Here is a 26886-nt window from a genome sequence, read left to right on the forward strand (position 1 = left end):
CCCCCGGAAGCCGGGGGACGGGCGCGCCGCGGTGCGGATGCGGGTCAGTGACGGCGACGGTAGGAGTCGACGTAACCCTTCGCGGGCGAGCCGACGCCGGTGACGTCGTCGTAGCCCTTGACCGCCTTGAGCGAGCTGTCCTTGCCGAGGCTGCGCAGCGAGACGCTCAGGCCGCCGGTGGCGTCGATGCCGTTGACGAAGTCGACGCGGGCGACCGCGAGGTCCTTGCCGGTCGGCTTGTCCACGACGTCGTGGTACACCTTCGTGCCGTACTGCGAGTAGATCGCCGGGTTGGCGAACCCGATCGCCTTGCCGCCGTTCGCCTGCTGGGCGAGGGCCTGCACGCCCGCGATCACCGGCGCGGCCAGCGAGGTGCCGCCGATCCGGTACTCGGCGTACTGCTGCGACCCGTCGGGGAAGGACTGGGTCTGGCCGACCAGGAAGCCGGTGTTCGGGTCGGCGATGGCCGCGATGTCCGGGACGACGCGGTTGCCGGCGGCGTTGTTCGCCGTGGCCAGCGCGTTCGGGACGACGCCCTTCTGGTAGTACGGCTGCGCCACGGTCTTGCTGGTGCCGCCGCCCGCGCCCGAGGTGTAGGCGCCGGGGAAGCCGTCCCAGCTCTTGCCGTCGGCCGACAGGCTGGCCTTGTCGGTGCCCCAGCCGGTCTCCCAGAGGTACTTGTTCCCCTTGCCGACGGCCAGCGAGGTGCCGCCGACCGCGGTCACCCACGCCGAGTTGGCCGGGGTGTCGACCTGCTTCGTACCGGTGTTGGCGACCTCGTCGCCGTTGTCACCGGAGGAGAAGTAGAAGCCGATGCCCTCCACCGCGCCGAACTGGAACACCTGGTCGTAGGCGGCGGCCAGGTCGGGCGTCTGGTTGGCCTCGATGTCGCCCCAGGAGTTGGAGACGATGTCGGCCAGGTGGTTGTCGACGACCTTGCTCAGCGAGTCCAGCAGGTCGTCGTCGTAGCAGGAGGCGGCACCGACGTAGGTGACGTCCGCGTCCGGCGCGACCGCGTGCACGGCCTCGACGTCCAGGGTCTCCTCGCCGTACCAGCCGGCCGCCTTGCACTCCTCGGTGCGCGTGTACTGGGCCGGCAGCGACTGGTGCAGCTGGCCGGTCTTCCACGGCTTGTCGCCGTTCTTCTTCGCGTACGTGGCCGCGTCGAAGGCGATGGTCGGCGAGGCGTAGGCGTCGGTGATGGCGACCCGGACGCCCTTGCCGGTGTACTTGCCCGCGCCGTAGGCCGCGCGCAGCTGCTTGCCCGTGTAGCCCTTGACGGCGTACGGGACCTTCTGGCCGTACGCGGACGGCAGCGTCTTCGCGGTCTTCGAGCCGTAGTACGTGGAGAACGGCCCGGCGTTCTTGAAGACCGCGTCCGGCGGCGGCAGCTGGTCCTTGTGGTCGGACTTGTGCGGGGCGTTGTCCAGACCCGTGACGGTCAGGACGGCGTCCCGCAGCTCCTGCGGCACCGACGCCTGCTGGGCGGGGGCGCGGTAGGTCTTCGCGCCCTTGGCGAAGTTGTGCAGCTGGGTGCCGAACGCCTTCTCCGCGGCGGCGACGTCACCGGAGACGGCGACGTAGTGCGGCGTGACGGACGTGACCTTCAGACCCGTCGACTTCAGCCACGACGTGACGGCGGCCACCTGGGCCTTCGTCGCACCGAAGCGCGTCTGCGCCTGCTCGGCGCTCAGGTACTTGCCGTAGGACGGCGAGGACGGGTCGGCGACCGCCTTGGCGTAGGCGGCCAGGCCCGCCGCGTCGCGGCCGGCCAGGTACACCCGGGCGGTGACCTGGGCGCTGTCGGCGGTGGCACCCTTGTCCGCCTTGGCCGTGGCCCACGCGGGCTTGGTGCCCGTGACGGCCTGACGGCCCGAGTGGCCCGCGGCGTGCGCCGCGGGTATGCCGAGCACCAGCGCGCCGGCGACCATCGGCAGTGTCGCTGCCAGGCTCACTCCGGCCCGCACGGTGGCGCGGTTCGATCTCATATAACCCCCTGCGATGCGGATCGCATGTAACGCAATGAGTGGTCGGACCTCGCGTGACCCGGCATGACGACCGCGGCGGTGTGGCCCCTGAATGGATCACACGATCGAGTGCCACTCTTCCCGATGAACCGTGCATGCCAGGGGAATACGCAGGCCAAGAGAAACCCAAGGAACCGTCAGGAGCGGTGTATAGCGCACGAATTGCGGTCTTCGTTCCCCGGATTCCGGTCGTGCGGTGTCACGAACCGGTCGCCGCGCCCCGCTTCCTGAGCATGTCCGCCATCAAGTCGATCTCCGACTGCTGCGCGTCCACCATGCCCTGCGCCAGCCGCTTCTCCGCCCCCACCGCGCAGGCGGCGGCACACGCCTGCGCCATGTGGATGCCGCCGCGGTGATGTGCCGTCATCAGCCGCAGATACAGCACCTCCGCCGCACGTCCGCGCAGCCGGCCCAGCTCCTTCAGCTGCGCGTCGGTGGCCATCCCCGGCATCAGCGCGCCGTCCGCGCCGTCCGTACCGTTCGCGCCCGCCGCCCCGGAGGCCGCGCCGCCCATCCCCATCCACGCCATCGGCGGCCCCGCCGACACCTTCGGCAGCCCCCACAGATCGAGCCAGCCCAGCAGCATGCCGCGCTGGTTGGCCTGGGTCTGCGCGATGTCGTAGGCGAGCCGCCGCACCTCCGGGTCGCTCGTGCGGTCGCGCACGATGTACGACATCTCGACGGCCTGCTGGTGGTGGACCGCCATGTCCCGGGCGAAACCGGCGTCCGCCGAGCCGCCGTCCGGCACCGTCAGGGCCGGAGCCGTGGCGCCCGCCGCCGCAGAGCCGTCCGCCGGACCGGCCGGGCCGCCGCCCTCCGCGACCGCGTAGCCGATCGCGCCGACGGCGATCACGGCCGTGGCCACGGCACCCGCGACCAGCCCGGCGACCCTCACCGGTCCACCCCGCCCGTGCAGGCGGCCCCCGGCTCCGGCGTCTGGGGGCCCTGGACGAACTGGGCGAAGAACGCGTCCACGTTCGGGTCGGCCGCACCCGTCACCGTGCGCTGGTGCGCCCACGCCGACAGCATGATCGGGTCCTTCTGGTCGGCCACCGGGCTCATCAGCGAGTACGGCGTCCTGCGCACCTTCGCCGCGAGCGCGTCCACGTCCGCCTTGGGCGCCTTGGCGTCGTACGTCACCCAGACCGCGCCGTGCTCCAGCGCGTGCACGGCGTGCTCGTTCTTCAGCGGGGCGGTGTAGACGTCGCCGTTGCAGTTCTGCCAGACCGGGTTGTGGTCACCGCCGACCGGGGGCTCCATCGGATACGTCACGGGGTCCGTGGTGTGCGTACGGCCCAGCGTGCCCTTCCAGGTCCGCACCCCGTCCTTGCCCGTCTCGAAGTGGCCGGAAGTGCCCTTGCCGTTCTTGTCGTTCCCGTCCTTGCCGCTCTTGCCGTCCATGCCGCTCGACGCCGACCCGGACGCGCTCTCCTTCGCGACCGGGGTGCCGTCGTCGGACCGCGACTGGACCAGCACCACGCCGCCCACGGCCAGACCCACGACGACGACCACGCTCGCCGCGATCACCAGAAGCCGGTTGCGGCGCTCCCGGGACCGGTCGGCACGGCGCATCTCCTCGATGCGCGCCTTGCGCTGCCCGGTGGCGGTGCTGTCCGGCTTCTTCGCGGGGCCCATGGGGAAGTCCTTCGTGTCACGGTCGGATGGGGCGGAGGAGTCTGGAGGATCTGGTGGGGCGGCAGGGAAGGGTGCCGTGGGGCCGGGCGGCGGGGCCCGGACGCCGGGGGCGCGGTGCGAGTGCGCGCTGATCGTAGTGGGGGAGGGCGCGCGGAGGGGAGAGCGGGAAGCGCCAGACGCGGGTATGGGGATACGGCTGTGTGGCTGTGCGGATAAGTTGAATGGCAGATGCGCATTATTTAGGCTGGCGGCATGCGGCTGCTGCGCTCCACCGACATGGCGCTGCGCGTCCTGATGAGGCTCGCCGTCGCGGGCGGATCGAGCCCCACGACCAGGGAGGTCGCGGCGGACATGGGCGTGCCGTACACGCACGCCGCGAAGGTCGTCGCCGAACTCCAGCACCGGGGCCTGCTCGCCGCCCGTCGCGGCCGGGGCGGCGGTCTGACCCTCACCGAGGCGGGCCGCGGCGCGTCGGTCGGCGCGCTCGTGCGCGCCCTGGAGGGCGAGGGCGACGTCGCCGACTGCGAGGGCGCGAACCCCTGCCCGCTGAACTCCGACTGCCGCCTGCGCGGCGCCCTGCGCCGGGCCCAGGAGGCGTTCTACGCCTCCCTCGACCCGCTCACCGTCGCCGACATGGTCGCCTCCCCGACGGGCCCGCTGCTGCTGGGCCTGCCGACCGCGCGGCGGCCGGACGGCACCTGACCGTTCGGGGACCGCGGTCGGGGGAACCGCCTCCGGCCCGACGGCTTGCACACCGGGCCGGACCCAGGGGCCACGCGGATCAGGCCGCGCCCTCCGCCAGCCACAGGTCGGGCCCGAAGACCTCGTAGTGGATGTCGGCCGGGGCCACGCCCCGGCCGAGGAGCTGCTCGCGCACCGCCCGCATGAACGGCAGCGGCCCGCACAGATAGGCCCGCGTACCGGCCGGGACGTCGATGCCGGTGAGGTCGGCCAGGCCGGACCGCGCGGCGCCCTCGGCACCCTCCTCGTAGAAGAAGACCGTCCGCCCGTCCGCCAGCTTGGCCGCGTACGCCTCGTGCTCGGCGCGCAGCGCGTGCGCGGCGGGGGAGCGGTCGGCGTGCACCACGGTCACGGGGGCGGTGCGGCCGTCGAGCACGAGCTGCTCCAGCAGGGCGATCACCGGGGTGACACCGATGCCCGCGGAGGCGAGCAGCAGCGGCGCGGTGGTGTCCTCGACGACGAGGTCGCCGTAGGGGGCGGACAGCTGGAGGACGTCACCCTCGCGGACGTGCGCGTGCAGGTGGTTGGAGACCTCGCCGTCGGGGGTCACGGCGTCGCCGCTCACCCGCTTGACGGCGAACTGCCGCTCCGGTGAGCCGGGGGCGGCGGTGAGGCTGTACTGGCGGATCTGCCGGGCGCCGTCCGCGAGACGGACGCCGACCGAGACGTACTGCCCGGCGCGGTGGCCGGGCACCGGGCCGCCGTCGGCGGGGCGCAGCCGGAAGGCGGCGACGTCGGCGGTCTCCTCGACGCGTCGGACGACCGTCCACTCGCGCCAGCCGGTCTGCTCGCTCTGCTCGTACAGCCGCTTCTCGACGGCCATGAGGGCGTTCGCCATCAGCCAGTAGACCTCGGTCCAGGCGGCGGCGACCTCGGGGGTGACGGCGTCGCCGAGGATCTCGGCGATGGCGGCGAACAGGTGTTCGTGGACGATCGGGTACTGCTCGGGGGCGATGCCCAGCGAGGCGTGCTTGTGGGCGATGCGGTGCAGCATCAGGTCGGGGCGCTGGTCCGGGTGGTCCACCAGGTGGGTGGCGAAGGCGGCGATGGAGCCGGCGAGCGCCTGCTTCTGGGCGCCGGACGCCTGGTTGCCGCGGTTGAACAGATCGCGCAGCAGCTCCGGGTGGGCCTCGAACAGCCGGGCGTAGAAGCGCTCGGTGATCTCGCCGATGGCCGCACCCACGGCGGGGAGGGTGGCGCGGACGGTGGCTGCTGACTGCTCGGACAGCATCGTGTCTCCTCGAAGGCTCGACGAAAGATCGACCGGACCGCTCGGGCCGCTCGGAACGCCCGGACCGCTCACAAGTTCGACCGCTCGACCGCTTCGACGGTATGAAAACTTGCATCTGAGATGCAAATTAAAAGGAAGTGGCGTCGCTCACGCCGGAGGAGGTTCCGGCCATTACGGGGGAGCCGTACAGGGGGCAAGATGGGCAGCGGAGCAGCACACCCGCCGACCCGGCGCCGGACCCGGCGCACCTGGCCTTGGCCGGACCCAGCCGGATCCGGCCGGACCCGGGACGGCCCTCCTGTCCGAGGCCCGTGACGCGTGGGAACGACGGTCCGCAACGCGTGTGAAACGGTGATGTGGTGTGATGCTCGCGTGCCCGACCGCCTCTCGTGCCTACGTACGGACACAGGCGGCCTGACCAGCAAGGATGGGGAAGCGGAAGATGGACAAGCAGCAGGAGTTCGTGCTCCGGACGTTGGAGGAGCGCGACATCCGGTTCGTGCGCCTGTGGTTCACCGACGTGCTGGGCTTCCTCAAGTCCGTGGCCGTGGCCCCCGCCGAGCTTGAGCAGGCGTTCGACGAGGGCATCGGCTTCGACGGCTCCGCCATCGAGGGCTTCGCCCGGGTCTACGAGTCGGACATGATCGCCAAGCCCGATCCGTCCACGTTCCAGATCCTGCCCTGGCGCGCGGAGGGCCCGGGGACGGCCCGGATGTTCTGCGACATCCTGATGCCGGACGGCTCCCCGTCCTTCGCCGACCCCCGCTACGTCCTCAAGCGGGCCCTCGCCCGCACCTCCGACCTGGGCTTCACCTTCTACACCCACCCGGAGATCGAGTTCTTCCTGCTGAAGAACCGCCCGCTGGACGGCTCCCGCCCCACCCCCGCCGACAATTCCGGGTACTTCGACCACACCCCGCAGGCCATCGGCATGGACTTCCGCCGCCAGGCGATCACCATGCTGGAGTCGATGGGCATCTCGGTGGAGTTCTCCCACCACGAGGGCGCGCCCGGCCAGCAGGAGATCGACCTGCGCTACGCCGACGCGCTCTCCACCGCCGACAACATCATGACGTTCCGCCTGGTCATGAAGCAGGTCGCGCTGGAGCAGGGCCTCCAGGCCACCTTCATGCCCAAGCCGTTCTCGGAGTACCCCGGCTCCGGCATGCACTCGCACCTCTCCCTCTTCGAGGGCGACCGGAACGCGTTCTACGAGTCCGGCTCCGAGTACCAGCTCTCCAAGGTCGGCCGCTCCTTCATCGCGGGCCTGCTGCGGCACGCGGCGGAGATCAGCGCGGTCACCAACCAGTGGGTCAACTCCTACAAGCGCATCTGGGGCGGCTCCGAGCGCACCGCGGGCGCCGGCGGCGAGGCCCCCTCCTACATCTGCTGGGGCCACAACAACCGCAGCGCCCTGGTCCGCGTCCCCATGTACAAGCCCGGCAAGACCGGCTCCGCCCGCGTGGAGGTCCGCTCCATCGACTCCGGCGCGAACCCGTACCTCACCTACGCCGTCCTCCTGGCCGCCGGCCTCAAGGGCATCGAGGAGGGCTACGAACTCCCCCCCGGCGCCGAGGACGACGTCTGGGCCCTCTCCAACGCCGAACGCCGCGCCATGGGCATCGAACCCCTCCCCCAGAACCTCGGCGAGGCCCTCACCCTCATGGAGAACAGCGACCTCGTCGCCGAAACCCTCGGCGAGCACGTCTTCGACTTCTTCCTCCGCAACAAGAAGCAGGAGTGGGAGGAGTACAGAAGCGAGGTCACGGCATACGAACTGCGGAAGCATCTGCCGGTGCTGTAGGGGGGCTCGGGACAGGGCTCCCCGGGCGCAGGGGCGCTCTCGCCGCCGTGCGGGGCGAGGGCTGCCCAGAAGGACCGGACGACGGCTACTTCTGGGACCCGATGGGCAGCGCCTTGCCGAGAGCGTCCAGGATCGGCGCCCGAGCGGAGGACTCCCGGGGAAGCACGAGCGTCAGCGCCGCAGTGATCAGCAGGGTGATCCGCAGGCTGCCGGCGACCGCGGGGATTCTCGCCACGTCGGGAATGAGAGGGAGAGCGAACGCGGCTGTCAGCAGGACGAGCGGAGGCAGCAGGCGCTGCCATGCGGCGTGAATCTTCGAGATGCGTGGGGCTTGGTCGATCTGCGCGACCACGGACTCCCAGTCGTCCTGCGTGAGAGCGGTGATTCCGGCCCACAAGGACGCCATTACGCGGACATGCGATCCCGGTCCGCCGGCTCGTGACAGGACATATTTGTGCTTCCGTATCACGTCGGCGACGCCGAACGCCTCTCTCCTGGCGATGCTCCGGGACTCCCGATCGAAGATCGAAGCCGACCGGGAGAACTTCAGAGCCAGTACTTCGGCCGTACCTGCGGCCGCTTCGAGCGCTACCAGAGCCGCGCGTGTCCTGGTCGACCTGAAGGGCTGCCCCATACTCGAATGCACCTTTGAACATGCCATCGTCATGGCGACAAGCAATTCATCGTAGGGATGGTCGTGTTCGGTGATGCGCGGATAGAACAGATATTTCAGCAGGGCGGCGAAAGCCAGGGACATGAGCAGATGGAGAGCCGCTGCCGCGCCCCCGAGCGCGAACCAGGCAAGACACTGCACCACCGGACGGTAGCCCGACGATGTGTCGGTGACCGTCCATATGATGAACGAGTCCACGAGCACCATCACGGGCAGAACACGGTGTCTCACTTTTCTGATGATTTTCAGTGTATGGATTGCTTCCGTCCTGGGCTTTATGCGGCAGGCTACGGCCGTGAACACCAATACATAGCCAAGACCAAGGGGGACCCCGAGGGTCACCAGCTGGTCGAATGAAATGCCTTTCACGGCCTCCTGGTCCCCGTGGGCGGATCCGGAGTCCGGCGGCGAAAACAGGCCCAATGATATCATCCACGGGAGGAGGAGAATCATAGGGTAGTAAATCCACGTGACAGCCCACGCAAGTCTGTTGGCGCGGTTCAGGGTGGACCTCATTGCTCCCCGCCCGACCCTTCGCCGTACCTTCTCCACCTCCTCCGGGCTTGCCAGATCCTGCGCGAAGGCGGCGATCATGTCCGAGAGCCGACGATAGTTCGCTCGCGCCATCAGGAGGGTTATGGCCCTGAAGTGATTGTCTTTCAGAGATTCCAGGAACGCGCGGCCGAATCCCCTTGTCCTGCCCAGTGCGGCCGCCGCCCGGCGCGACGCGCGGTGGTGCGGGGCGCCGGGGGTGCGGTTCGCGGGCGACGAGGCTTGAGACATGGCAGGCAGTATGGCCACTGGGGTGCCGTGTCGTCCCCGGTCGGCAGGAAACCGGGGGCCGCTTGAGCCGTGCTCGCGTCAGCCGGTGCTGTCTGTTTATCACCCTTTGGTCTGGATCGATCGCTGCTACTCTGCGTCGATGTCCGGGTGCCCGGAGCGACCGCCTCGCTCTCGGGTCCGGGAGTGCCACCGTGACGCCGGAATCGGCCGCACCGGGTTGCAGCGGCGGTCGGGCCCGGCCCGACCGACGAGACGAAGAGTATGGATCTCTTACCGATACCAAACCCTGGCAGTCTCCGCACACCCGATGAACTCGCGGAATCCCTCAGAGCGTTGCGCGGCTGGGCCGGGAACCCGTCGTACGCCGAACTCGCCCGGCGGATCGGCACCGTCCGCGCGGCCCGTGGGGTGCCGGCGTCGGAACGCATGCCGGGCCGGGTCACCGTCTACGACTGCTTCCGTACCGGCCGGCGCCGCATCGACATGAACCTGGTTCTGGACATCGTCATCGCGCTCGGCGTCGAGGGTTCGCCGCGGGAGCAGTGGCGTCGGGCGGTGCGGGCGATGCTGTGCCGGCCGGACAGTGGCGGCGGCGGCCGGATCCGCGCGGAACTGCCCGCGCCGGTCGAGCCGTTCGCCGGGCGGAGCGCCGAACTGCGCGCGGTCGCCGAGCCGGACCCCCGGCCCCTGGTGATCACCGGGATGCCGGGAGTGGGCAAGACCCAGTTCGCGATCCGGGCCGCGCGGTCGCTGGCCGCCGCCGGGCGCGGTGCGCACGGCCGGCTGTTCGTCGACCTCCACGGCTATCACCCGTGTCTGCCGCCGGCCGAACCTGCCGCCGTCCTGGCGGGGCTGCTGGTCGCCCTCGGGCAGCCCGCCGAGCGGGTGCACCGGATGTCCGGCCGCGCCCGCGCGGCCCGCTACCGGGAACTGCTCGCCGAACGTGACGTCCTCGTCGTCCTGGACGACGCCGCGGACGACGACCAGTTGCGGCACCTGCTCCCCGGCACCTCGCGCGGGGCGACACTGGTCACCGCCCGGAACGCCCTGGTCGGGGGCGCCGACGCGCGGCGCGTCGAGCTACAGCCGCTGAACTGCGCGGAGGTGGCCGAACTGTTCGGCCAGGTGGTCGGCGCCGACCGGGTCCGCGCGGAGCCCGAGGCGGTCGCGGAACTCGGCAGGCTCTGCGGCAACCTGCCGCTGGACCTCGCGGTCAACGCGGCGCGCATCGCCGCCACCCCGGCCTGGTCACTGGCCGACCAGGTCCGCAGACTCGCCGCCCGGCCGCGCGGGACGGCCGCCGGACCGGCCCTCGCCGCCTCCTACCGGCGGCTGGCCCCGACCGACCGGCGGCTGTTCCGGCTTCTCGCCCTGCACCCGGGAAGCCGGGCCGACGCCGCCTGTGCGGGCGCGCTCACCGGACGGCCCGCCGCGCAGGCGGCCGAGTCGCTGGTACGGCTCAGTCACGAGCACCTGCTCCGGCCGGTCGGCGACGGCATGTACGAATTCCCCTGCCGAGTACGGGAGTTCGCCTTCGACCTGACCGTGGAGGAAGACCCCTACTCGGTCCAGCTCACCGCCCTGGAGGGACTGCTGGAGCACTACAGCGGCACCGCGGCGGCAGCCGTCGCGGCCATGTCCGGCCCGGCGTCCGCCGGGCGCCTCCTCGCTGCCCGCCCGCACTTCCCGGACCCGGAGTCCGCCGTCGACTGGCTGGAGCGGGAGTGGGCCTCGGCGGTCGCCGTCGCCGCCCGTGCGGCCGAGATCGGCCGTACGGAACACGCGTGTGCGCTGTCCCGCTCGCTCGGCGGCTATCTGAGGGACACCGACCGCGGCGACGTGGCCGAGATCCTGCGATGCCACGCCCGGACCCCGCGGACGGCCACCGGCCCGGCCGGGGGGCTGCCCCGCCGGGCCCTCCTCCCGGAACGCCCGGTCAGGGACGCGGAGCCGGCCCGGCGCCACGGCGCCGCTCTGGAACCGACGTAGACCACCAGGCGCGGGACCGCCGCTGTTCGGGTTCGTTCGGGATGCTCGCCCGGAGCCGGTGCCCCACGTGAGGCTGACCCGCGTCGGCCGGTGCCGCCCGTGTGCGAGGAGCCGCATGCCCACGCACCGGCCCGCACTCGGATCGACACGAACGTCCGACACCCGGGTAAGAAAGGGGACCTGATGAAGCGCTTCATCAAGAGGATCGTCGCCCCACTGGCACTGGCACTCGGCCTGGGCCTGGGCCTGCCGGCCACTGCCGACGCCACACCGGCCAGCCCTCAGCCCTACGCCTACGGCTTTCTGGCCTCGCTCACCAGACCGACAGGCGGCGGCACGTACTACTGCATGGACGAACTGCGGCAGGTCAACGGCGATGGCCGTCCGGTCGTGCTGCGGCCCTGTGACGGCTCGTGGAACCAGTTCTGGTTCTGGGACGAGAACGGCCTGATCCACAGCACCAACGACGGCCGCTGTCTGTGGGCCCACTGGGCGTCCGGCCCGAGCGACGGGCCGGACGCCTCCGCCCGGGACTGCAACGGCAACGACTCCCACCAGCGCTGGACCCTCGGCACCGACCGCACCGTCTGCAACGGCGCCGGCGCGTGCCTCGCGAACACGGGCGTGCCCGGACCGCGCAACTCCTACCACCTGTTCGGCCACGGAGTGAGCCCCGCTCCCGACCTCACCCTGCAGTTCGACTGGCACCACTCCGACAGCGACACCCCGATCAACCCCGGCATATAGCCGGCAAGGCGATGCAAGGGCCCCGGCCGTCGTACGACGCCCGGGGCCCCGAGCCCACCCGGAACCGGCCTTCCGGACCGCACGAGCAGCCGGGCACGACGGCATCCGGGCCCGGGGAAGCCCGACCGGGAGCCGGAGGCAAGGAGGACACCGGGCCGGGCGGGACCTACGCCAGGCTCGCCGAACTGGGCCACGAGCCGGTGCACTTCCGCGAGGAGATCCGTTCCCGTATGCCGTCGAAGGACGAGGCGGCCGAGCTGCGCGTCTCCGCGGGGACTCCGGTCATCCTCGTCTGCCGGACCGCCTACGCGGCCGAGGGGCACGCCGTCGAGGTCAACGAGATGACCCTCGACGCCGCCTCGTACGTCCTGGAGTACGACTTCGACGCGGGCCGTTGAGCCGTACGGCGACGCCTTCAGGAACGGGTCGGCGGCGTGCCCTTCGGTACGAAGAGGCTCAGCCGGAACGTGGTGGGCCGGGTCAGGCGCCCGCAGAACCGGTCCATCCGCACCGCCGTCCAGTCGATCCGCGGGTCCGATGCCCGCAGGCGGCGCAGGCCGGTGTGCCACTCCGACTCGTCCTGCGTCTCGAAGAGCACTTCCCAGCGGCCCGCCTCGGGCGCGAACCGGGCAGCCGCCCGCCGCGCCTCGTCCTGCGACCGGCGTCTTCTGCCGCGCTGCCCTGGCATCGGTCCAGCATCGCCCGCCCCCACCGGCCCGGCAAGGCCGGGACCGGCATGGATTTGATCATCGGGTGGGCAGCGTCTAGAACACCCCCATGGCATACAGGTTCACGTCACGGGTCGCCTGCGGGCTCGATGATCCGGAGACGGACGACTGCGTGATGGCGGGGGTGGCGGAGTCGGAGGACGCGGAGGCGTTCTCGTTGCTGTTCATGTGTGACTTCGAGGAGCCCGGCGCCCAGGAGACGGCGCTGGGCCTGGACACGTACTGCCTGGTCACACCGGGGCAGGGCACCGCCTACGGGTGCGTACGGGAAGTGGTGCTGGACGAGGACGTGCTGCGGGTGACGCTGGACCCCGCGTCGCTGGAGGATCTGGGGCTGTCCGATCCGGTGGTCGAGGTGCTGCTCCGAGCGCCGGAGGCGGACGTGGCGCGCATGCGGGAGGTGCTGCCGCGCGTCCTGGGATACGGGCGTCCGGAGGCCCGCCCGGAGACCGCCTTCCCGGCCCCGCCGCCGCGCGGATAGGGTGCCGCCGTGCAGCGGATCCTGGTCGTGGGTGTCACCGGTGCGGGCAAGTCGACGCTCGCCCGGTCGGTCGGCGCCCGCCTGGGGGTGCCGTACCACGAGATGGACGCGCTGTACTTCGCCGGTCCCGGCTGGGCCGTGAACGGGCGGCTGGCCGAGGACGTGGGCGGGATCGCCGACGGGCCCCGCTGGATCATCGACTCCCTCGGCTACCCGGAGGTCCGCGACCTGCTGTGGGAGCGGGCGGACACCGTGCTCTGGCTGGACTATCCCCGGCGCGTGGTCATGCCCCGCGTGCTGCGCCGCTCCCTGCGCCGCACGGTCACCCGGGAGGCGCTGTTCGGCGGCAACCGGGAGACCTGGCGGGGGTGGCTGAGCCGTGAGCACCCCGTGTGGTGGTCCTGGGCGCAGCACGGGCCCCGCCGCCGCGAGGTGGCCCGCCGTACGCGCGACCCGCGCTTCGGCCCGCTCACCGTCCACCGCTTCGGGCGCCCCGCCGACACGGTGGCCTGGCTGGACGGCCTCTGAGCGACGGCCTGCCCCTGCTTCCGGATCCCGCCCCACGGCCTCTGACCGTCGGGCAGGGCGCGGCCACGGCGCCCGCCCGCCCCGCCCGCAGCCGACACCCCCCGGCCGACACCCCCGCCTGCCGCTACGCTCTGGCCAGGACCACCTCGATCCGACGGGAGACCGGGATGACGGCGCCGGGGCGCAGGAGCAGCACCTTCACACGGCTGCTGCGGCACGGCTTCACCGATGCCTCGGCCGCCGAGCGGAGGCTGGACAGCCCGGAGCTGGCCCTGGTCCGCGACGACCCGGTGCTGCTGGAGGCGCTGGGCGCCACCGCCGACCCCGATCTCGCGCTGGACGGACTGGTCCGGCTGCTGGAGGCGCAGCCCGCCCCGGCCGCCCGGCGGGAACTGCTGGACACGGTGATAGCGGCCAAACCGCTGCGCGACCGGCTGCTCGGCGTGCTCGGCGCCTCCGCCGCGCTCGGCGAGCACCTGGCGCGGCACGCCGGTGACTGGCAGGCGCTCGTCACCTACGAGCCGCGCGACCTGCACCCGGGCGTGGAGGAGTTCGAGCGCGGCCTCGCCGGGGCGGACGACCCCGTCGCGCTGCGCGTCGCCTACCGCCGCTGCCTGCTGTCCATCGCCGCCCGCGACGTCTGCGGCACCACCGGGATCGCCGAGACCGCCGCCGAACTGGCCGACCTCGCCACCGCCACCCTGCGCGCCGCGCTGCGCATCGCCGGTGAAGAGGCCCCCGAGGACGCCGCGCGGTGCCGGCTCGCCGTCATCGCCATGGGCAAGTGCGGCGGCCACGAGCTGAATTACGTCTCCGACGTCGACGTCATCTTCGTCGGCGAGAGCGCCGAGGAGGGCGGCGACGAGACCGAGGCGCTGCGCGCCGCCACCCGCCTCGCCGCGCGGATGATGCGGATCTGCTCCGAGACGACCGTGGAGGGCAGCATCTGGCCGGTCGACGCCAATCTGCGGCCCGAGGGGCGCAACGGACCGCTGGTGCGGACCCTGAGCAGCCACCTCGCCTACTACCAGCGGTGGGCCAAGACCTGGGAGTTCCAGGCGCTGCTGAAGGCCCGCCCGGTCGCCGGGGACGCCGAGCTGGGCGCCGCCTACGTCGAGGCGCTCTCCCCGCTGGTCTGGCAGGCCGCCGAACGGGACAACTTCGTCGCCGACGTGCAGAAGATGCGCCGCCGCGTGGTGGCGAACATCCCCGTCGCCGAGGTCGAGCGCGAACTGAAGCTCGGACCGGGCGGACTGCGCGACGTCGAGTTCGCCGTGCAGCTGCTCCAGCTCGTGCACGGCCGCGCCGACCCCTCGCTGCGCAGCGGCACCACGCTCGACGCCCTCCAGGCCCTCGCGGCGGGCGGCTACGTCGGCCGCGCGGACGCCGGACGGCTCGACGAGGCGTACCGCTTCCTGCGCTTCATGGAGCACCGCATCCAGCTCTACCGGCTGCGCCGCACCCATCTGCTGCCCGAGGACGACGCCGGACTGCGGCGCCTGGGCCGCTCCCTGGGGCTGCGCGCCGACCCGGTGGCCGAGCTGACCCGCGAGTGGAAGCGGCACACCGGCGTCGTACGGCGGCTGCACGAGAAGCTGTTCTACCGGCCGCTGCTCGACGCGGTCGCCCAGCTCGCCCCCGGCGAGGCCCGGCTGAGCACCGAGGCGGCCCGCGAACGGCTGGTCGCGCTCGGCTACGCCGACCCGGCCGCCGCCCTGCGCCACCTGGAGGCCCTGGCCTCCGGCGTCACCCGCAAGGCCGCCATCCAGCGCACCCTGCTGCCGGTGCTGCTGGGCTGGTTCGCCGACTCCGCCGACCCGGACGCCGGACTGCTCAACTTCCGCAAGGTCTCCGACGCGCTAGGCAAGACCCCCTGGTACCTGCGGCTGCTGCGCGACGAGGGCGCCGCCGCCGAGAACCTCGCCCGGGTCCTGTCCGCCGGGCGGCTCGCCCCCGACCTGCTGATGCGGGCACCGGAGGCGGTGGCGCTGCTCGGCGACGGCGGGGGCGGACTCGGACCGCGCGGCCGGGCCCAGCTGGAGCAGGAGATCCTGGCCGCCGTCGGCCGCGCCGAGAGCGCCGAGCAGGGCGTCACGGCCGCCCGCGGGGTGCGCAGGCGGGAGCTGTTCCGCACCGCCGCCGCCGACATCGTCGGCTCCTACGGCACCGAGGCCCAGCCCGCCGAGACCGACCAGGGCCCCCTGGTCGACCAGGTCGGCGGCGCGGTCTCCGACCTGACGGCCGCGACCCTCGCGGGCACCCTGCGGGCGGTCGTGCGCGGCGGCTGGGGCGACACCCTGCCGACCCGGTTCGCGGTCATCGGCATGGGCCGCTTCGGCGGCCACGAACTGGGCTACGGCTCCGACGCCGACGTCCTGTTCGTGCACGAGCCGCGCGAGGGCGCCGACGAGCGGGAGGCCGCCGACGCCGCCAACCGGGTCGTCGCCGAGATGCGCCGGCTGCTCCAGCTCCCCAGCGCCGACCCGCCGCTGCTCATCGACGCCGGCCTGCGCCCGGAGGGCAAGTCGGGCCCGCTGGTGCGCACCCTCACCTCGTACGCGGCGTACTACCGGCGCTGGTCGCTGGTGTGGGAGTCGCAGGCGCTGCTGCGGGCCGAGCCGGTGGCCGGGGACGAAGAGCTGGGGCGGCGGTTCGTGGAACTGGCCGACCCGCTGCGCTACCCGGCGGCCGGCCTCGACGAGGACGCGGTGCGCGAGATCCGGCGGCTCAAGGCCCGGATGGAGTCCGAGCGGCTGCCCCGGGGCGCCGACCCCAAGCTGCACACCAAGCTCGGGCCCGGCGGCCTCTCCGACGTGGAGTGGACCGTGCAGCTCCTCCAGATGCGGCACGGCGCCGAGGTGGCCGGGCTGCGCACCACCCGCACCCGGCAGGCCCTCGCGGCGGCGCGGGCGGCCGGTCTGGTCACCGAGGAGGACGCCGCCGTCCTGGACGAGGCGTGGGTGCTGGCCACCCGGGTGCGCAACGCGGTGATGCTGGTGCGCGGCCGGGCGGGCGACACCTTCCCGACCGAGCCGCGGGAGCTGGCCGCGGTGGGGCGCTACCTCGGGTACGGGCCCGGTCACGTCGGCGACATGCTCGACGCCTACCGCCGCACCGCGCGCCGCGCCAGGACCGTGATGGAGACCCTGTTCTACGGCACCTGAGCCGTGCTACGGCACCTGAGCCTCAAGTCCCGTACGACTGCGACCCTGCCCCTGCCCCCGCCGCGGCGCCGTCCTGGGCAGGGCGTGCGGCAGAGCCCCGTACCAGAGGCGGGCGACGGTGAAGCCGAAGGCGAGGCAGAGCACACCGCCGACGGCGTCCAGCCAGAAGTGGTTGGCGGTGGCGACGATGACGACCAGCGTGGCCACCGGATAGAGCGCGGCCAGCACCCGCACCCACGGGACCGTGGTCAGGGCCAGCAGAGTCAGCCCGCACCACAGGGACCAGCCGATGTGCATGGAGGGCATCGCGGCGTACTGGTTGGACATGTGCTTGAGGTCGCCGGAGGCCATCGAACCCCAGGTGTGATGGACCTGGACGGTGTCGACGAAGCGGCCGCCGGACATCAGCCGGGGCGGCGCCAGCGGATACAGGTAGTAGCCGAGCAGGGCCACGCCCGTGGTCGCGAACAGCGCGAGCCGGGCCGCCGCGTACCGGCCGGGGTGGGTGCGGTAGAGCCACACCAGGACACCCACCGTGATCACGAAGTGCAGCGTCGCGTAGTAGTAGTTCATCCCGACGACCAGCCAAGTCACCGCGTTCACCGTGTGGTTGACCCACTGCTCGGCGGCGATGCCGAGATGGTGCTCGGTGCGCCAGACCCAGGCGGCGTTGCGCAGGGCGGCGGCCTTCTGCTCCGGGACGGCGTTGCGGATCAGCGAGTACGTCCAGTAACTGACCGCGATCAGCAGGATCTCGAACCAGATGCGGGGCCGGCGCGGGAGGCGCGCCGGTCTCCCGGGCCAGGGGCGTCCGGTGTCCGTGACGGGGTACGGACGGGCCTCTTCGGGATCTTCCGGTCGGCGCACGGTCGTATCACCCATAGCCGCAGAGTCTGCCAGAAAAGCCGTCCCGCGGCCCTCATCCCGCGGCCCGGCCCCGCCCGCATGTTGTCCGCATGCCGCATCCACCCGGATCCGGTGCGGGAACAGGCCGGTGGGCGGGGCTAGAACCGGGCCCGGGGCGCCGACGCCGTCGAGCCGCGGACCACCAGTTCGGGCATGAACACGAACTCGCTGTGCGGCGCGGGCGTCCCGCCGACCTCCTCCAGCAGGGTGCGCACCGCCGCCTGCCCCATCGCCGGGACCGGCTTGCGGATCGTGGTCAGCGGCGGGTCGGTGAAGGCGATCAGCGGGGAGTCGTCGAAGCCGACCACGGAGAGGTCCCGGGGGACGGCCAGGCCGTTCTGGCGGCCCGCGCGGATGGCGCCGAGCGCCATCATGTCGCTGGCGCACACCACCGCGGTGCAGCCGCGGGCGATCAGCGCCGTCGCCGCGGCCTGGCCGCCCTCCAGCGTGTACAGGGAGTGCTGCACCAGCTCCGTCTCGATGAGGTCGGGCGCCAGGCCGAGCTGGTCCTGCACGGCGCGGACGAAGCCCTCTATCTTGCGCTGCACCGGCACGAAGCGCTTCGGCCCGAGGGCCAGCCCGACGCGGACATGGCCCAGCGAGACGAGATGGGTGACCGCGAGCGTCATGGCCGCGCGGTCGTCGGGGGAGATGAACGGCGCCTGCACCTTCGGGGAGAAGCCGTCCACCAGCACGAACGGCACGCCCTGGGCGCGCAGCCGCTCGTAGCGCTCCATGTCGGCGGTGGTGTCGGCGTGCAGCCCGGAGACATAGATGATGCCCGCGACCCCGCGGTCCACCAGCATCTCGGTCAGCTCGTCCTCGGTGGACCCGCCGGGTGTCTGGGTGGCGAGCACCGGGGTGTAGCCCTGCCGGGTCAGCGCCTGCCCGATCACCTGGGCGAGCGCCGGGAAGATGGGGTTCTCCAGCTCCGGGGTGATCAGGCCCACCAGACCCTCGCTGCGCTGGCGCAGCCGCACCGGACGCTCGTAGCCGAGGACGTCGAGCGCGGCCAGCACGGACTGGCGGGTGGTGGAGGCGACGCCCGGCTTGCCGTTCAGGACACGGCTGACGGTCGCTTCGCTCACCCCCGCCTGCGCGGCGATGTCGGCAAGCCGTGTGGTCACAGGAGTGGACTGTACCGGTTGCATGTCAGACTGCCCACCAGACGGCGCAGTCGCGGGGCAGTTGCGTCAAGTCGGGGCCGGGGACCACGTCTGAGCTGGCCAGCAGCAGGGTGCCGGGGGTGGGCACGGCCAGCGGAGCGGCGGTCAGATTGACCGTGCAGACGAAGGATCCCTCGCCGGTGTCGCGGCGGAAGGCGAGCACTCCCTCGGGGCTGTCCAGCCAGGTGATCCGGGTCCCGGCGCCGAGCGCCGGGTGCTCGCGGCGCACGGCGAGCGCGCCGCGGTAGAACTCCAGCGTCGAGTCCGGGTCGCCCTGTTGCGCCTCGACCGTCAGCTCCCGCCACTCGGCGGGCTGCGGCAGCCAGCTCGGGCCGCCCTCGACGGGACCGAAGCCGAACGGCGGCTCCTGCCCGGACCACGGCAGCGGCACCCGGCAGCCGTCGCGGGTGCCGTCCTGGCCGGAGCTGCGGAAGAACGCCGGGTCCTGGCGCACCTCGTCGGGCAGGTCGACGACCTCGGGCAGGCCCAGTTCCTCGCCCTGGTAGAGGTAGGCCGAGCCGGGCAGCGCCAGCATCAGCAGGGTCGCCGCGCGGGCCCGGCGCAGCCCGTCGGCGCCGTCGTCCGCCGCCAGCCGCGTGGAGTGGCGTACGACGTCGTGGTTGGAGAGCACCCAGGTGGCGGGCGCGTGCACGGCGTTCATGGCGCGCAGCGAGCGGTCGATGACGTCGCGCAGCCCGTCGGCGTCCCAACCGGTGGTCAGGTACGAGAAGTTGAACGCCTGGTGCAGCTCGTCGGGGCGCAGGTACAGGGCGCTGCGCTCCACGGTCGGCGTCCACGCCTCGGCGACCGCGATCCGGTCTCCGGCGTACTCCTCCAGGATCCGCCGCCAGCTGCGGTAGATCTCGTGCACGCCGTCCTGGTCGAAGTACGGCACGGCCTGGGTGCCCAGCAGCTTGACCTGCTCGTCGTGGCCGATGTCGGGCAGTCCGGCGGCCTTGACCAGGCCGTGGGCGACGTCGATGCGGAAGCCGTCGATGCCCAGGTCGAGCCAGAACCGCAGGATGGAGCGGAACTCGTCGTGGACGGCCGGGTGCTCCCAGTTGAAGTCGGGCTGCTCGGGCGCGAACAGGTGCAGGTACCACTGGCCCAGGGTGCCGTCCGGCTCGGTCACCCGGGTCCAGGCCGGGCCGCCGAAGATGGACTCCCAGTCGTTGGGCGGCAGTTCGCCGCCGGTGCCCTTGCCGGGGCGGAAGTGGAAGCGGTCGCGCAGCGGGGAGCCTGGGCCCTCGCGCAGCGCCTGCTTGAACCACTCGTGCTGGTCGGAGCAGTGGTTGGGGACGACGTCGACGATGACGCGCAGCCCCAGCGCGTGGGCGTCGCGGACCAGGTCGTCGGCGTCGGTGAGGGTGCCGAACATCGGGTCGATGGCCCGGTAGTCGGCGACGTCGTAGCCCGCGTCGGCCTGCGGGGAGGCGTAGAACGGGGACAGCCAGACGGCGTCGACACCGAGATCGCGCAGGTAGGGCAGCCGGGCCCGGATGCCGGGCAGGTCGCCCATCCCGTCGCCGTCGCCGTCGGCGAAACTGCGCGGGTAGACCTGGTAGATGACCGCGTCGCGCCACCACTCCCGGCGCGCGGCGGCGGCGGGGGCTTCGGCGGGGGCGGTGTCGGTGACGTGCTGGGTCATGGATTCCCTTAGGGGTGCGAGGGGAACGACAGGGCGCGTGCGCGCGGCGGCGGGAGGGGCCGCCGGCCGGGCCGCGCTCAGGACTTGGTGCCGCCGGCCGTCAGACCGGACACCAGGCTGCGCTGGACCAGCATGAACACGAGGGCCGCCGGGATGGTGATGATGATCGCGGTGGCGGAGGTCCACGCCCAGTCGGGGCGCTGGTCCTGCGCGAAGGTGCGGATGCCGACGGCGAGCGTGTAGTGGTCGGACTGCATGAACTGCGTCGCGTAGGCGACCTCGCCCCAGGCGGTGAGGAAGCTGTAGAACGCGGTCACCGCGAGGCCCGGCCTGGCCAGCGGCAGGATCAGCCGCCAGAAGGTGCCGATCGGGGTGAGCCCGTCCACCCGGCCCGCCTCGTCTATCTCCTTGGGGATGGTGTCGAAGTAGCCCTTCATCATCCAGGCGCAGAACGGCACCGCCGTGGTCGCGTACGCCAGGATCAGCCCGAGGTAGTTGTCCAGCAGGTGCAACTCGGACATCAGCAGATAGAGCGGCACGATCAATACGATACTGGGGAACATCTGGGTGACCAGGAAGGTCCACATCAGCTGGCGGCTGCCCGGGAACCGCATCCGGGACACGGCGTACCCGGCGGTCGAGGCGAGGAAGACGCCGAGCAGGGTGGTGCCGCCCGCCACGACGACGGTGTTCAGGAACCACTTCGCCAGGTCCGAATGGGCCAGTACATCCGTGTAGTTGTGCAGGCTCAGATGGCTGAGCACCTGGCCCGGCTCCTGCCAGGCGTTCTTGGGGCCCAGCGAGATGAACAGGATCCACGCCACGGGGAACGCGGCGATCACGGTGGCGCCGACCAGGGTGGCGTGCAGGACGACGGAGACCCAGGGGGCGCGCTCCTGGCGGCCGCGCACCCTGCGCGGGCGCGGGGCGGCGGCGGGCCGGGCGGGGGCGGCGGGCGCGGCGGGGCCGCTCTCGTGCGTGGCTGCGGTCATGGCGAGGGCTCCTTACGCCTGCTCGGACTTCAGGGTGCTGCGGCGGTAGAAGGTCGAGAAGGCCAGCAGGAGAGCGAGGATGATGATCCCGTAGGTGGCCGATCCCGCGTAGTCCGAGATCCCGTTGAAGGCCTTGTGGAAGGCGAAGGTGACGAGGATGTCGGTGTCGCCGGTGGTGTTGTTGCCCAGCAGCAGGTAGATGACGTTGAACATGTTGAACGTCCAGATGCAGCCCAGCAGGATCACGGTGTTCGACACCGGCTTGAGGCCGGGCAGGGTGATGTTCACGAAGCGCTGCCAGGGGGAGGCGCCGTCCATCTCGGCGGCCTCGTACAGTTCCTTGGGTATGGACTGGAGCCCGCCGAGCAGCGCGACCATGTTGAACGGGATGCCGATCCAGACGTTGACCATGATGACGGCGGCCTTCTGGGCCAGCGGGGTGCCCAGCCAGTTCTGCGCGGGCAGGCCGAAGGCCGTGATGACCTCGTTGAAGACGCCGTACTGGGAGTTGAGCATCAGCCGCCAGGCGAAGACGCCGATGAAGGAGGGCACGGCCCACGGCAGGATCAGCATGGCGCGGTAGAAGCCGCGCAGCCGCATCTCGCGGTTGAGCAGCACCGCGAGGGCCATGCCCAGGCCGACCTGGAGCACCACGCAGGACACGGTCCACACGACCGTCCACACCAGGCGCGGGTAGAAGTCGCCGTCCGCGCCGGACAGGACGTGCCAGTAGTTGTCGAGGCCGACGAAGTCGTAGGTGGCGGGCCGGTGGAAGGCGCCGATGGTGCTGGCGACGTTGGACTCGTTGGCGTTCGTCAGCGACTGGTAGAAGCCGTAGCCCAGGGGGTACAGCACCAGCACGGTGATCACGAGGGCGACCGGGGTCACCATCGCCCAGGCGTACCAGTACGTGTCCCAGGACCGCCGCAGCGCCGAGGCGCGGGCGGGGCGCGGGGGCCGGTCACCGCCCGCTCGGGTGCGGTCGTCTCCGGTGCTCGCTGCGGTCGTCATGGTCATCGGCTCTCTCGGGGACGAGTCTCTCGGGGACGAGGTCGGGTCGTTCCGCGGCCCCGGGGAGCCCCGGTCGGGGCGGCAGCGGGGAGTCGTTTCCCCGGGGCTGCGTGTCTTCGGCCGCCGTGCGGCGACGGCGGGTGCGGCTGCGGCGGGTGGGGTCAGCCGACGGAGTAGCCGGGCAGGAGCTTCTGGAACTCCTTCGCGGTGGCGTCGAGGCCGCCCTCGACCGACTGGTCGCCCTGGAGGACCTTCACGTAGTTCTGCTGGAGCGGGGTGAACAGCGAGCCGACCTGCGGCAGGGCCACGCGCGGGCGGGCGGTCCGCTCCAGGAGCGGCTTGAAGCCGGCGATCTTGGGGTCGGCGGTGACCTCGGAGGTGTACGCCGAGGTGCGGGTCGGCAGGGTGCCGGTGCCCTTGGCGACGGCGATCTGGCTCTCGGTGGACGTCATGAACTGCGTGAACAGATAGCTGGCGTCCAGGTTGCCCGAACCCTGGTAGACCGTGAGGTTGTGGCCGCCGGTCGGGGCCTGGGCCTTGCCGCCGGCGCCCGCCGGGACGGAGGCGAAGCCGAGGTTGGCCTCGTCGCCCTTGAACGCGCTGCCGGTCAGGTCGTCGCCGACCGACCAGGGACCCTGGATCAGCATGGCCACCTTGCCGTTCTTGAAGGCGGTCTGCATGTTCTGGTAGGCGTTCGCGAAGTCGACCTTCATCGACGCCTCGTCGTTGATCTTCTTCGCGGTGGTGAGCGCGGTGACGGCGGCGGCGTCGCTGATGGTGATCTTCTTGGCGGACGGGTCGGCCAGGTCCGCGCCGTTGCTGTAGAGCAGCGGGAGCAGGAAGTAGGAGTCCGGGTTGACGTAGGTGCCGTAGGCCCCGGTCTTCTGCTTGATGGTCTTGGCGTCGGCGATGAACTCGTCCCAGGTGGCCGGGGGCTCGGCGATACCGGCCTGCCGGAGGAGCTTCTTGTTGTAGAGCAGGCCGAGGGTGTCGGTGACCGAGGGGACGCCGTACGTCTTGCCGTTGTACTTGGCGGTGTTCAGCGGCGTGGCGGTGAAGTCGGCGGTGTCCTTGAGGGCCGGGGTGCCGTCGAGCGGGGCGATGTAGCCCAGCGAGGCGTACTCGGCCATCAGGCCCACGTCGGTGCGGACCACGTCGGGCGCGCCCTTGCCGCTCTTGGCGGCCGACTTGAACTTCTGCTCGACGTCGGTGAACGGGACGCTCTGGTAGTTCACCTTGATCTTCGGGTACTTGGCCTCGAACTGCTTGACCAGGGCCTTGTACGTCGGGGCTTCGGTCGCCGCGTCCGAGGTGTCCCAGTACGTGATCGTCCCGGAGACGTCCTTGGGGTCCTTCGGCTTGCCGGACGAGTCGCTGTCCGACCCGCCGCAGGCCGAGGCGGCCAGCGCGACCACGGTGACCGCGGCGGCGATCGATATGCCACGTCGCATATGAACTCCCTAGATATGGGCCCGGATCATCCCTTGGGAGGACCGTGGGTGCCGTCGGTCCCGATCGACGGCCGCCGGGCGCGGGAGGAACGTAGCAAGGCTGCAATCCCTTGCGAAAGATGTTGCAAGAAAATTTCCGCACGGTCCGGCAAGCGTGACATTTTCGTTACCGCAGGGTGTCGGGTCCGATCGCCGGTGGACCCGTACTGCCCGCGCGGCGGGGGCGCGGGGATGCGGCCCCGCCGGGTCGCGTGAGCGTGCGTCGGAAAGCTGTTCCTGAAATTTCTTTCCATGGTTTTCATGACTCTTGCTGCAAGCGATTCACCGGGGATACGGTCTCGCCCGGCGTCCGGCCGCGCAGCCGAAGTACGCGCGGACACGGGCCCGTTCGAGCCGTCGTCGCAAGGAGCCCACCCACCGTGACACCCATTCGGCCGGCGCCCCCCGGGCGCCGCCCCCACCACGCCGGACGCGGCGGACGGGCCGTGGCCGCCGTCGCCGCCACGCTCGCCGCCGTCCTCCTCCAGCCCCTGACCGCCCAGGCCGCCGCACCGCCCGCGGCCCCCCGGCCCGCCGCCGCCCGCGCGGCCTCCGCCCTCGGCCTGACCACCTCCGAGGCCGTCTGGATCGACCGGTCCACCGTGGCCTGGAACGGCCCGGCCACCGCCGCCTCCGCCCAGCTCCTCGCCTCCCGCGACGGCTCGGTCACCCTCCGGGGCGCGAGACCGGACGGCGACGACACCCGCCGCCTGCGCCTGACCAGGACCGTGCTGAGCACCGCCCAGAAGGCGCGGTTCCCGCACCTGAGGAACCACACCGCCTGGTCCGTCGACCCGCGCGACCGCGGCCTGGTCCGCGACGCGCTGCGCGGCCAGGTCGTCGCCACCCAGCGGGCCGCCGACGGCACCGTCCTCGCGGCGACCGGCGTCCAGCTCGCCGGGGTCCTCGACGACCTCTACGGCACCGCCGCCGCGAAGGCGCGCCTCGGCCCGGTCTTCCACCGCGGCCGCCCGACACTCAGCGTCTGGGCGCCGACCGCGCGCACCGCCGCCCTCGAACTGGACGGCAGGACCGTCCCCCTGCACCGCGACGACACCACCGGCGTCTGGTCCGTCACCGGCCCGGCGTCCTGGAAGAACAAGCCCTACCGGTACGTCGTCACGGTGTGGGCGCCCGGCGTCCGCCGGATCGTCACCAACAAGGTCACCGACCCCTACTCGCTCGCCCTGACCGCCGACAGCGCCCGCAGCCTCGTCACCGACCTGGACGACCCCGCGCTCGCCCCCGGCGGCTGGTCCCGACTGGCCAAGCCGAAGGCCGTACCGCTGCGCGACGCGCAGATCCAGGAACTGCACATCCGCGACTTCTCCGTCGCCGACCCCACCGTCCCCGCCACCCACCGGGGCACCTACCTGGCCTTCACCGACCGCGGCGGCGACGGCTCGCGGCACCTGCGGGACCTGGCACGGGCGGGCACCTCCTACGTCCACCTGCTGCCCGCCTTCGACATCGCCACCGTCCCGGAGAAGAAGGCCGACCAGGCGGTGCCCGGCTGCGACCCGGCCGCCTGGCCGGCCGACTCCGACCGGCAGCAGGCGTGCGTGGCGGCGACCGCGGCGCGCGACGCCTACAACTGGGGCTACGACCCCTACCACTACACCGTCCCCGAGGGCTCCTACGCCACCGACCCGGACGGCACCGCCCGCACGGTCCAGTTCCGGCGGATGGTCGGCGCGCTCAACCGGGACGGGCTGCGGGTCGTCATGGACGTGGTCTACAACCACACCGCCGCCGCGGGCCAGGCGGACACCTCCGTCCTGGACAAGGTCGTACCCGGCTACTACCAGCGGCTGCTCGCCGACGGCTCGGTGGCCACCAGCACCTGCTGCGCGGGCACCGCGCCCGAGAACACCATGATGGGCAAGCTCGTCGTCGACTCCGTCGTCACCTGGGCCAGGCAGTACAAGGTCGACGGCTTCCGCTTCGACCTCATGGGCCACCACCCCAAGGCGAACATCCTCGCCGTCCGCCGGGCGCTGGACGCCCTGACGCCCGCGAAGGACGGCGTCGACGGCAAGAAGATCATCCTGTACGGGGAGGGCTGGAACTTCGGCGAGGCGGCCGACGACGCCCGCTTCGTGCAGGCCACCCAGAAGAACATGGCGGGCACCGGCATCGCCACCTTCTCCGACCGGGCCCGCGACGCGGTGCGCGGCGGCAGCCCCTTCGACGCCGACCCCGGCGTCCAGGGCTTCGCCTCCGGTCTCTTCACCGACCCCAACTCCTCCACCGCCAACGGCACACCGGCCGAGCAGCGGGCCCGGCTGCTGCACCACCAGGACCTGATCAAGGTCGGGCTGAGCGGCAGCCTCGCCCGCTACCGCTTCACGGACTCCGGCGGCAAGCAGGTCACCGGGGCGGAGGTCGACTACAACGGCGCGCCCGCGGGCTACGCGGCCGCCCCCGGGGACGCCGTCGCCTACGCCGACGCGCACGACAACGAGACCCTCTTCGACGCCCTCGCCTACAAGCTGCCCGCCGCCACGTCCGCCGCCGACCGGGCCCGGATGCAGGTCCTGGCGATGGCGACCGCCGCGCTCTCCCAGGGACCGGCGCTCTCCCAGGCCGGCACCGACCTGCTGCGCTCCAAGTCCCTGGACCGCGACTCCTACGACAGCGGCGACTGGTTCAACGCCGTCCACTGGGACTGCGCCGACGGCAACGGCTTCGGCCGCGGCCTGCCCCCGGCGGCGGCCAACCGGGACAAGTGGCCCTACGCCGCACCGCTGCTGGCCTCCGTCCGGGTCGGCTGCGCACAGATCGAGGGCGCCTCGGCCGCCTACCGCGACCTGCTGCGCATCCGCACCGGCGAGCGGGCCTTCTCGTCGGCGACGGCCGCGCAGGTGCAGTCCCGGCTGTCCTTCCCGCTGTCCGGCCCGGACGAGACCCCCGGCGTGATCACCATGCGCCTGGGCGGCCTCGTCGTGGTGTTCAACGCCACCCCGCAGCGGCAGGAGCAGCGGGTGCCCGCGCTCGCCGGTACGCGCTGCCGGCTGCACCCGGTGCAGGCGGCGGGCGCGGACCCGGTGGCGCGGACCGCGTCCTGCGCGGCGGCCACCGGCACGTTCACCGTCCCGGCCCGTACGGTCGCGGTGTTCACCGCGCACTAGGGTGACCCCGT

General features: G+C 72.2%; 20 protein-coding genes and 1 pseudogene. 9 read left to right on the forward strand and 12 right to left on the reverse strand.

The features are described from left to right. Positions 1-44 precede the first annotated feature (44 nt). The 3 genes from ACWDYF_RS05500 to ACWDYF_RS05510 form a co-directional block, all read right to left on the reverse strand. On the reverse strand, positions 45-1988 hold the full coding sequence (locus tag ACWDYF_RS05500) for a S53 family peptidase (RefSeq protein WP_381743593.1): 1944 nt from the start codon (positions 1986-1988) through the stop codon (positions 45-47). 238 nt (positions 1989-2226) lie between these two features. Then, a complete protein-coding gene (locus ACWDYF_RS05505) occupies positions 2227-2922 on the reverse strand; it encodes a DUF305 domain-containing protein (protein WP_381743595.1) in 696 nt (231 codons plus the stop codon). Next, entirely contained in the window at positions 2919-3662 is a 744-nt protein-coding gene (locus tag ACWDYF_RS05510; protein ID WP_389473981.1) for a DUF3105 domain-containing protein, read from the reverse strand. The genes ACWDYF_RS05505 and ACWDYF_RS05510 overlap by 4 nt, the downstream gene beginning before the upstream one ends. A 252-nt stretch (positions 3663-3914) precedes the next feature. On the opposite strand from ACWDYF_RS05510, the gene ACWDYF_RS05515 reads away from it, so the two are divergent. Then, complete coding sequence (locus tag ACWDYF_RS05515) at positions 3915-4364, forward strand: RrF2 family transcriptional regulator (RefSeq protein WP_381743598.1); 450 nt, start codon at positions 3915-3917, stop codon at positions 4362-4364. A 79-nt stretch (positions 4365-4443) separates the two neighbouring features. Here the strand turns inward: ACWDYF_RS05515 and ACWDYF_RS05520 are convergent, their stop codons facing one another. Continuing rightward, positions 4444-5634, reverse strand: a complete 1191-nt coding sequence (locus tag ACWDYF_RS05520) for a globin domain-containing protein (protein ID WP_389473979.1) — start codon at positions 5632-5634, stop codon at positions 4444-4446. A 442-nt stretch (positions 5635-6076) separates the two neighbouring features. Here ACWDYF_RS05520 and glnA point away from each other — a divergent pair, with 442 nt between their 5' ends. After that, a complete protein-coding gene (gene glnA, locus ACWDYF_RS05525; protein ID WP_381743602.1) occupies positions 6077-7438 on the forward strand; it encodes a type I glutamate--ammonia ligase in 1362 nt (453 codons plus the stop codon). A gap of 85 nt (positions 7439-7523) precedes the next feature. Here glnA and ACWDYF_RS05530 read toward each other — a convergent pair whose 3' ends face one another. Further along, positions 7524-8894: a hypothetical protein gene (locus ACWDYF_RS05530; RefSeq protein ID WP_389473977.1), complete on the reverse strand. Its 1371-nt coding sequence runs from the start codon at positions 8892-8894 to the stop codon at positions 7524-7526. Between the two features lie 333 nt (positions 8895-9227). On the opposite strand from ACWDYF_RS05530, the gene ACWDYF_RS05535 reads away from it, so the two are divergent. From ACWDYF_RS05535 to ACWDYF_RS05545, 3 genes and pseudogenes are all read left to right on the forward strand, one after another. Beyond that, complete coding sequence (locus tag ACWDYF_RS05535; protein ID WP_389473975.1) at positions 9228-10883, forward strand: NB-ARC domain-containing protein; 1656 nt, start codon at positions 9228-9230, stop codon at positions 10881-10883. A 183-nt stretch (positions 10884-11066) separates the two neighbouring features. After that, positions 11067-11630 (forward strand): ricin-type beta-trefoil lectin domain protein, encoded by a 564-nt coding sequence (locus ACWDYF_RS05540; protein WP_381743606.1) that lies wholly within the window; start codon positions 11067-11069, stop codon positions 11628-11630. A 140-nt stretch (positions 11631-11770) separates the two neighbouring features. Next, positions 11771-12028: pseudogene (locus ACWDYF_RS05545) on the forward strand (UTRA domain-containing protein); the annotation flags it as partial. 17 nt (positions 12029-12045) lie between these two features. On the opposite strand, the gene ACWDYF_RS05550 reads toward ACWDYF_RS05545, so the two are convergent. Then, on the reverse strand, positions 12046-12318 hold the full coding sequence (locus ACWDYF_RS05550) for a hypothetical protein (RefSeq protein WP_389473973.1): 273 nt from the start codon (positions 12316-12318) through the stop codon (positions 12046-12048). A gap of 89 nt (positions 12319-12407) precedes the next feature. On the opposite strand from ACWDYF_RS05550, the gene ACWDYF_RS05555 reads away from it, so the two are divergent. From ACWDYF_RS05555 to ACWDYF_RS05565, 3 genes are all read left to right on the forward strand, one after another. Continuing rightward, positions 12408-12839, forward strand: a complete 432-nt coding sequence (locus ACWDYF_RS05555) for an Imm10 family immunity protein (protein ID WP_389473971.1) — start codon at positions 12408-12410, stop codon at positions 12837-12839. A 9-nt stretch (positions 12840-12848) separates the two neighbouring features. After that, positions 12849-13367, forward strand: coding sequence for a P-loop NTPase family protein (locus tag ACWDYF_RS05560; RefSeq protein WP_389473969.1), 519 nt, complete (start codon positions 12849-12851; stop codon positions 13365-13367). A 167-nt stretch (positions 13368-13534) separates the two neighbouring features. Then, the gene (locus ACWDYF_RS05565) at positions 13535-16531 is read left to right on the forward strand and encodes a bifunctional [glutamine synthetase] adenylyltransferase/[glutamine synthetase]-adenylyl-L-tyrosine phosphorylase (RefSeq protein WP_389473966.1); all 2997 of its coding nucleotides are present in this window, start codon (positions 13535-13537) and stop codon (positions 16529-16531) included. A gap of 6 nt (positions 16532-16537) precedes the next feature. On the opposite strand, the gene ACWDYF_RS05570 is transcribed toward ACWDYF_RS05565, so the two are convergent. The 6 genes from ACWDYF_RS05570 to ACWDYF_RS05595 all read right to left on the reverse strand — a co-directional run bounded on the left by ACWDYF_RS05570 (position 16538) and on the right by ACWDYF_RS05595 (position 23705). Then, a complete protein-coding gene (locus ACWDYF_RS05570; RefSeq protein WP_389473963.1) occupies positions 16538-17413 on the reverse strand; it encodes a phosphatase PAP2 family protein in 876 nt (291 codons plus the stop codon). Between the two features lie 122 nt (positions 17414-17535). Further along, complete coding sequence (locus ACWDYF_RS05575; RefSeq protein ID WP_018567338.1) at positions 17536-18564, reverse strand: LacI family DNA-binding transcriptional regulator; 1029 nt, start codon at positions 18562-18564, stop codon at positions 17536-17538. Between the two features lie 25 nt (positions 18565-18589). Then, the gene (locus tag ACWDYF_RS05580; protein ID WP_389473959.1) at positions 18590-20251 is read right to left on the reverse strand and encodes a glycoside hydrolase family 13 protein; all 1662 of its coding nucleotides are present in this window, start codon (positions 20249-20251) and stop codon (positions 18590-18592) included. A 77-nt stretch (positions 20252-20328) separates the two neighbouring features. Then, positions 20329-21243, reverse strand: a complete 915-nt coding sequence (locus tag ACWDYF_RS05585) for a sugar ABC transporter permease (protein ID WP_381743617.1) — start codon at positions 21241-21243, stop codon at positions 20329-20331. Between the two features lie 12 nt (positions 21244-21255). Beyond that, positions 21256-22254 (reverse strand): carbohydrate ABC transporter permease, encoded by a 999-nt coding sequence (locus tag ACWDYF_RS05590; RefSeq protein WP_381743618.1) that lies wholly within the window; start codon positions 22252-22254, stop codon positions 21256-21258. 161 nt (positions 22255-22415) lie between these two features. Then, complete coding sequence (locus ACWDYF_RS05595) at positions 22416-23705, reverse strand: extracellular solute-binding protein (RefSeq protein WP_381743620.1); 1290 nt, start codon at positions 23703-23705, stop codon at positions 22416-22418. A gap of 428 nt (positions 23706-24133) precedes the next feature. Between ACWDYF_RS05595 and pulA the strand changes: the two genes are divergently transcribed. Continuing rightward, positions 24134-26875, forward strand: a complete 2742-nt coding sequence (pulA, locus tag ACWDYF_RS05600; protein ID WP_389474005.1) for a pullulanase-type alpha-1,6-glucosidase — start codon at positions 24134-24136, stop codon at positions 26873-26875. The last annotated feature ends 11 nt before the right edge of the window (positions 26876-26886 follow it).

Source organism: Streptomyces sp. NPDC003284 (assembly GCF_053589675.1).

What these genes read in the sequence shown, in the direction of transcription:
- ACWDYF_RS05530 (WP_389473977.1), bottom strand. Translation starts at nt 8,894, where the DNA reads ATGTCTCAAGCCTCGTCGCCCGCGAACCGCACCCCCGGCGCCCCGCAC.
- ACWDYF_RS05590 (WP_381743618.1), bottom strand. Translation starts at nt 22,254, where the DNA reads ATGACGACCGCAGCGAGCACCGGAGACGACCGCACCCGAGCGGGCGGT.
- ACWDYF_RS05585 (WP_381743617.1), bottom strand. Translation starts at nt 21,243, where the DNA reads ATGACCGCAGCCACGCACGAGAGCGGCCCCGCCGCGCCCGCCGCCCCC.
- ACWDYF_RS05570 (WP_389473963.1), bottom strand. Translation starts at nt 17,413, where the DNA reads ATGGGTGATACGACCGTGCGCCGACCGGAAGATCCCGAAGAGGCCCGT.
- ACWDYF_RS05595 (WP_381743620.1), bottom strand. Translation starts at nt 23,705, where the DNA reads ATGCGACGTGGCATATCGATCGCCGCCGCGGTCACCGTGGTCGCGCTG.
- ACWDYF_RS05510 (WP_389473981.1), bottom strand. Translation starts at nt 3,662, where the DNA reads ATGGGCCCCGCGAAGAAGCCGGACAGCACCGCCACCGGGCAGCGCAAG.
- ACWDYF_RS05555 (WP_389473971.1), top strand. Translation starts at nt 12,408, where the DNA reads ATGGCATACAGGTTCACGTCACGGGTCGCCTGCGGGCTCGATGATCCG.
- glnA (WP_381743602.1), top strand. Translation starts at nt 6,077, where the DNA reads ATGGACAAGCAGCAGGAGTTCGTGCTCCGGACGTTGGAGGAGCGCGAC.
- ACWDYF_RS05580 (WP_389473959.1), bottom strand. Translation starts at nt 20,251, where the DNA reads ATGACCCAGCACGTCACCGACACCGCCCCCGCCGAAGCCCCCGCCGCC.
- ACWDYF_RS05565 (WP_389473966.1), top strand. Translation starts at nt 13,535, where the DNA reads ATGACGGCGCCGGGGCGCAGGAGCAGCACCTTCACACGGCTGCTGCGG.
- ACWDYF_RS05540 (WP_381743606.1), top strand. Translation starts at nt 11,067, where the DNA reads ATGAAGCGCTTCATCAAGAGGATCGTCGCCCCACTGGCACTGGCACTC.
- ACWDYF_RS05515 (WP_381743598.1), top strand. Translation starts at nt 3,915, where the DNA reads ATGCGGCTGCTGCGCTCCACCGACATGGCGCTGCGCGTCCTGATGAGG.
- ACWDYF_RS05500 (WP_381743593.1), bottom strand. Translation starts at nt 1,988, where the DNA reads ATGAGATCGAACCGCGCCACCGTGCGGGCCGGAGTGAGCCTGGCAGCG.
- ACWDYF_RS05520 (WP_389473979.1), bottom strand. Translation starts at nt 5,634, where the DNA reads ATGCTGTCCGAGCAGTCAGCAGCCACCGTCCGCGCCACCCTCCCCGCC.
- ACWDYF_RS05550 (WP_389473973.1), bottom strand. Translation starts at nt 12,318, where the DNA reads ATGCCAGGGCAGCGCGGCAGAAGACGCCGGTCGCAGGACGAGGCGCGG.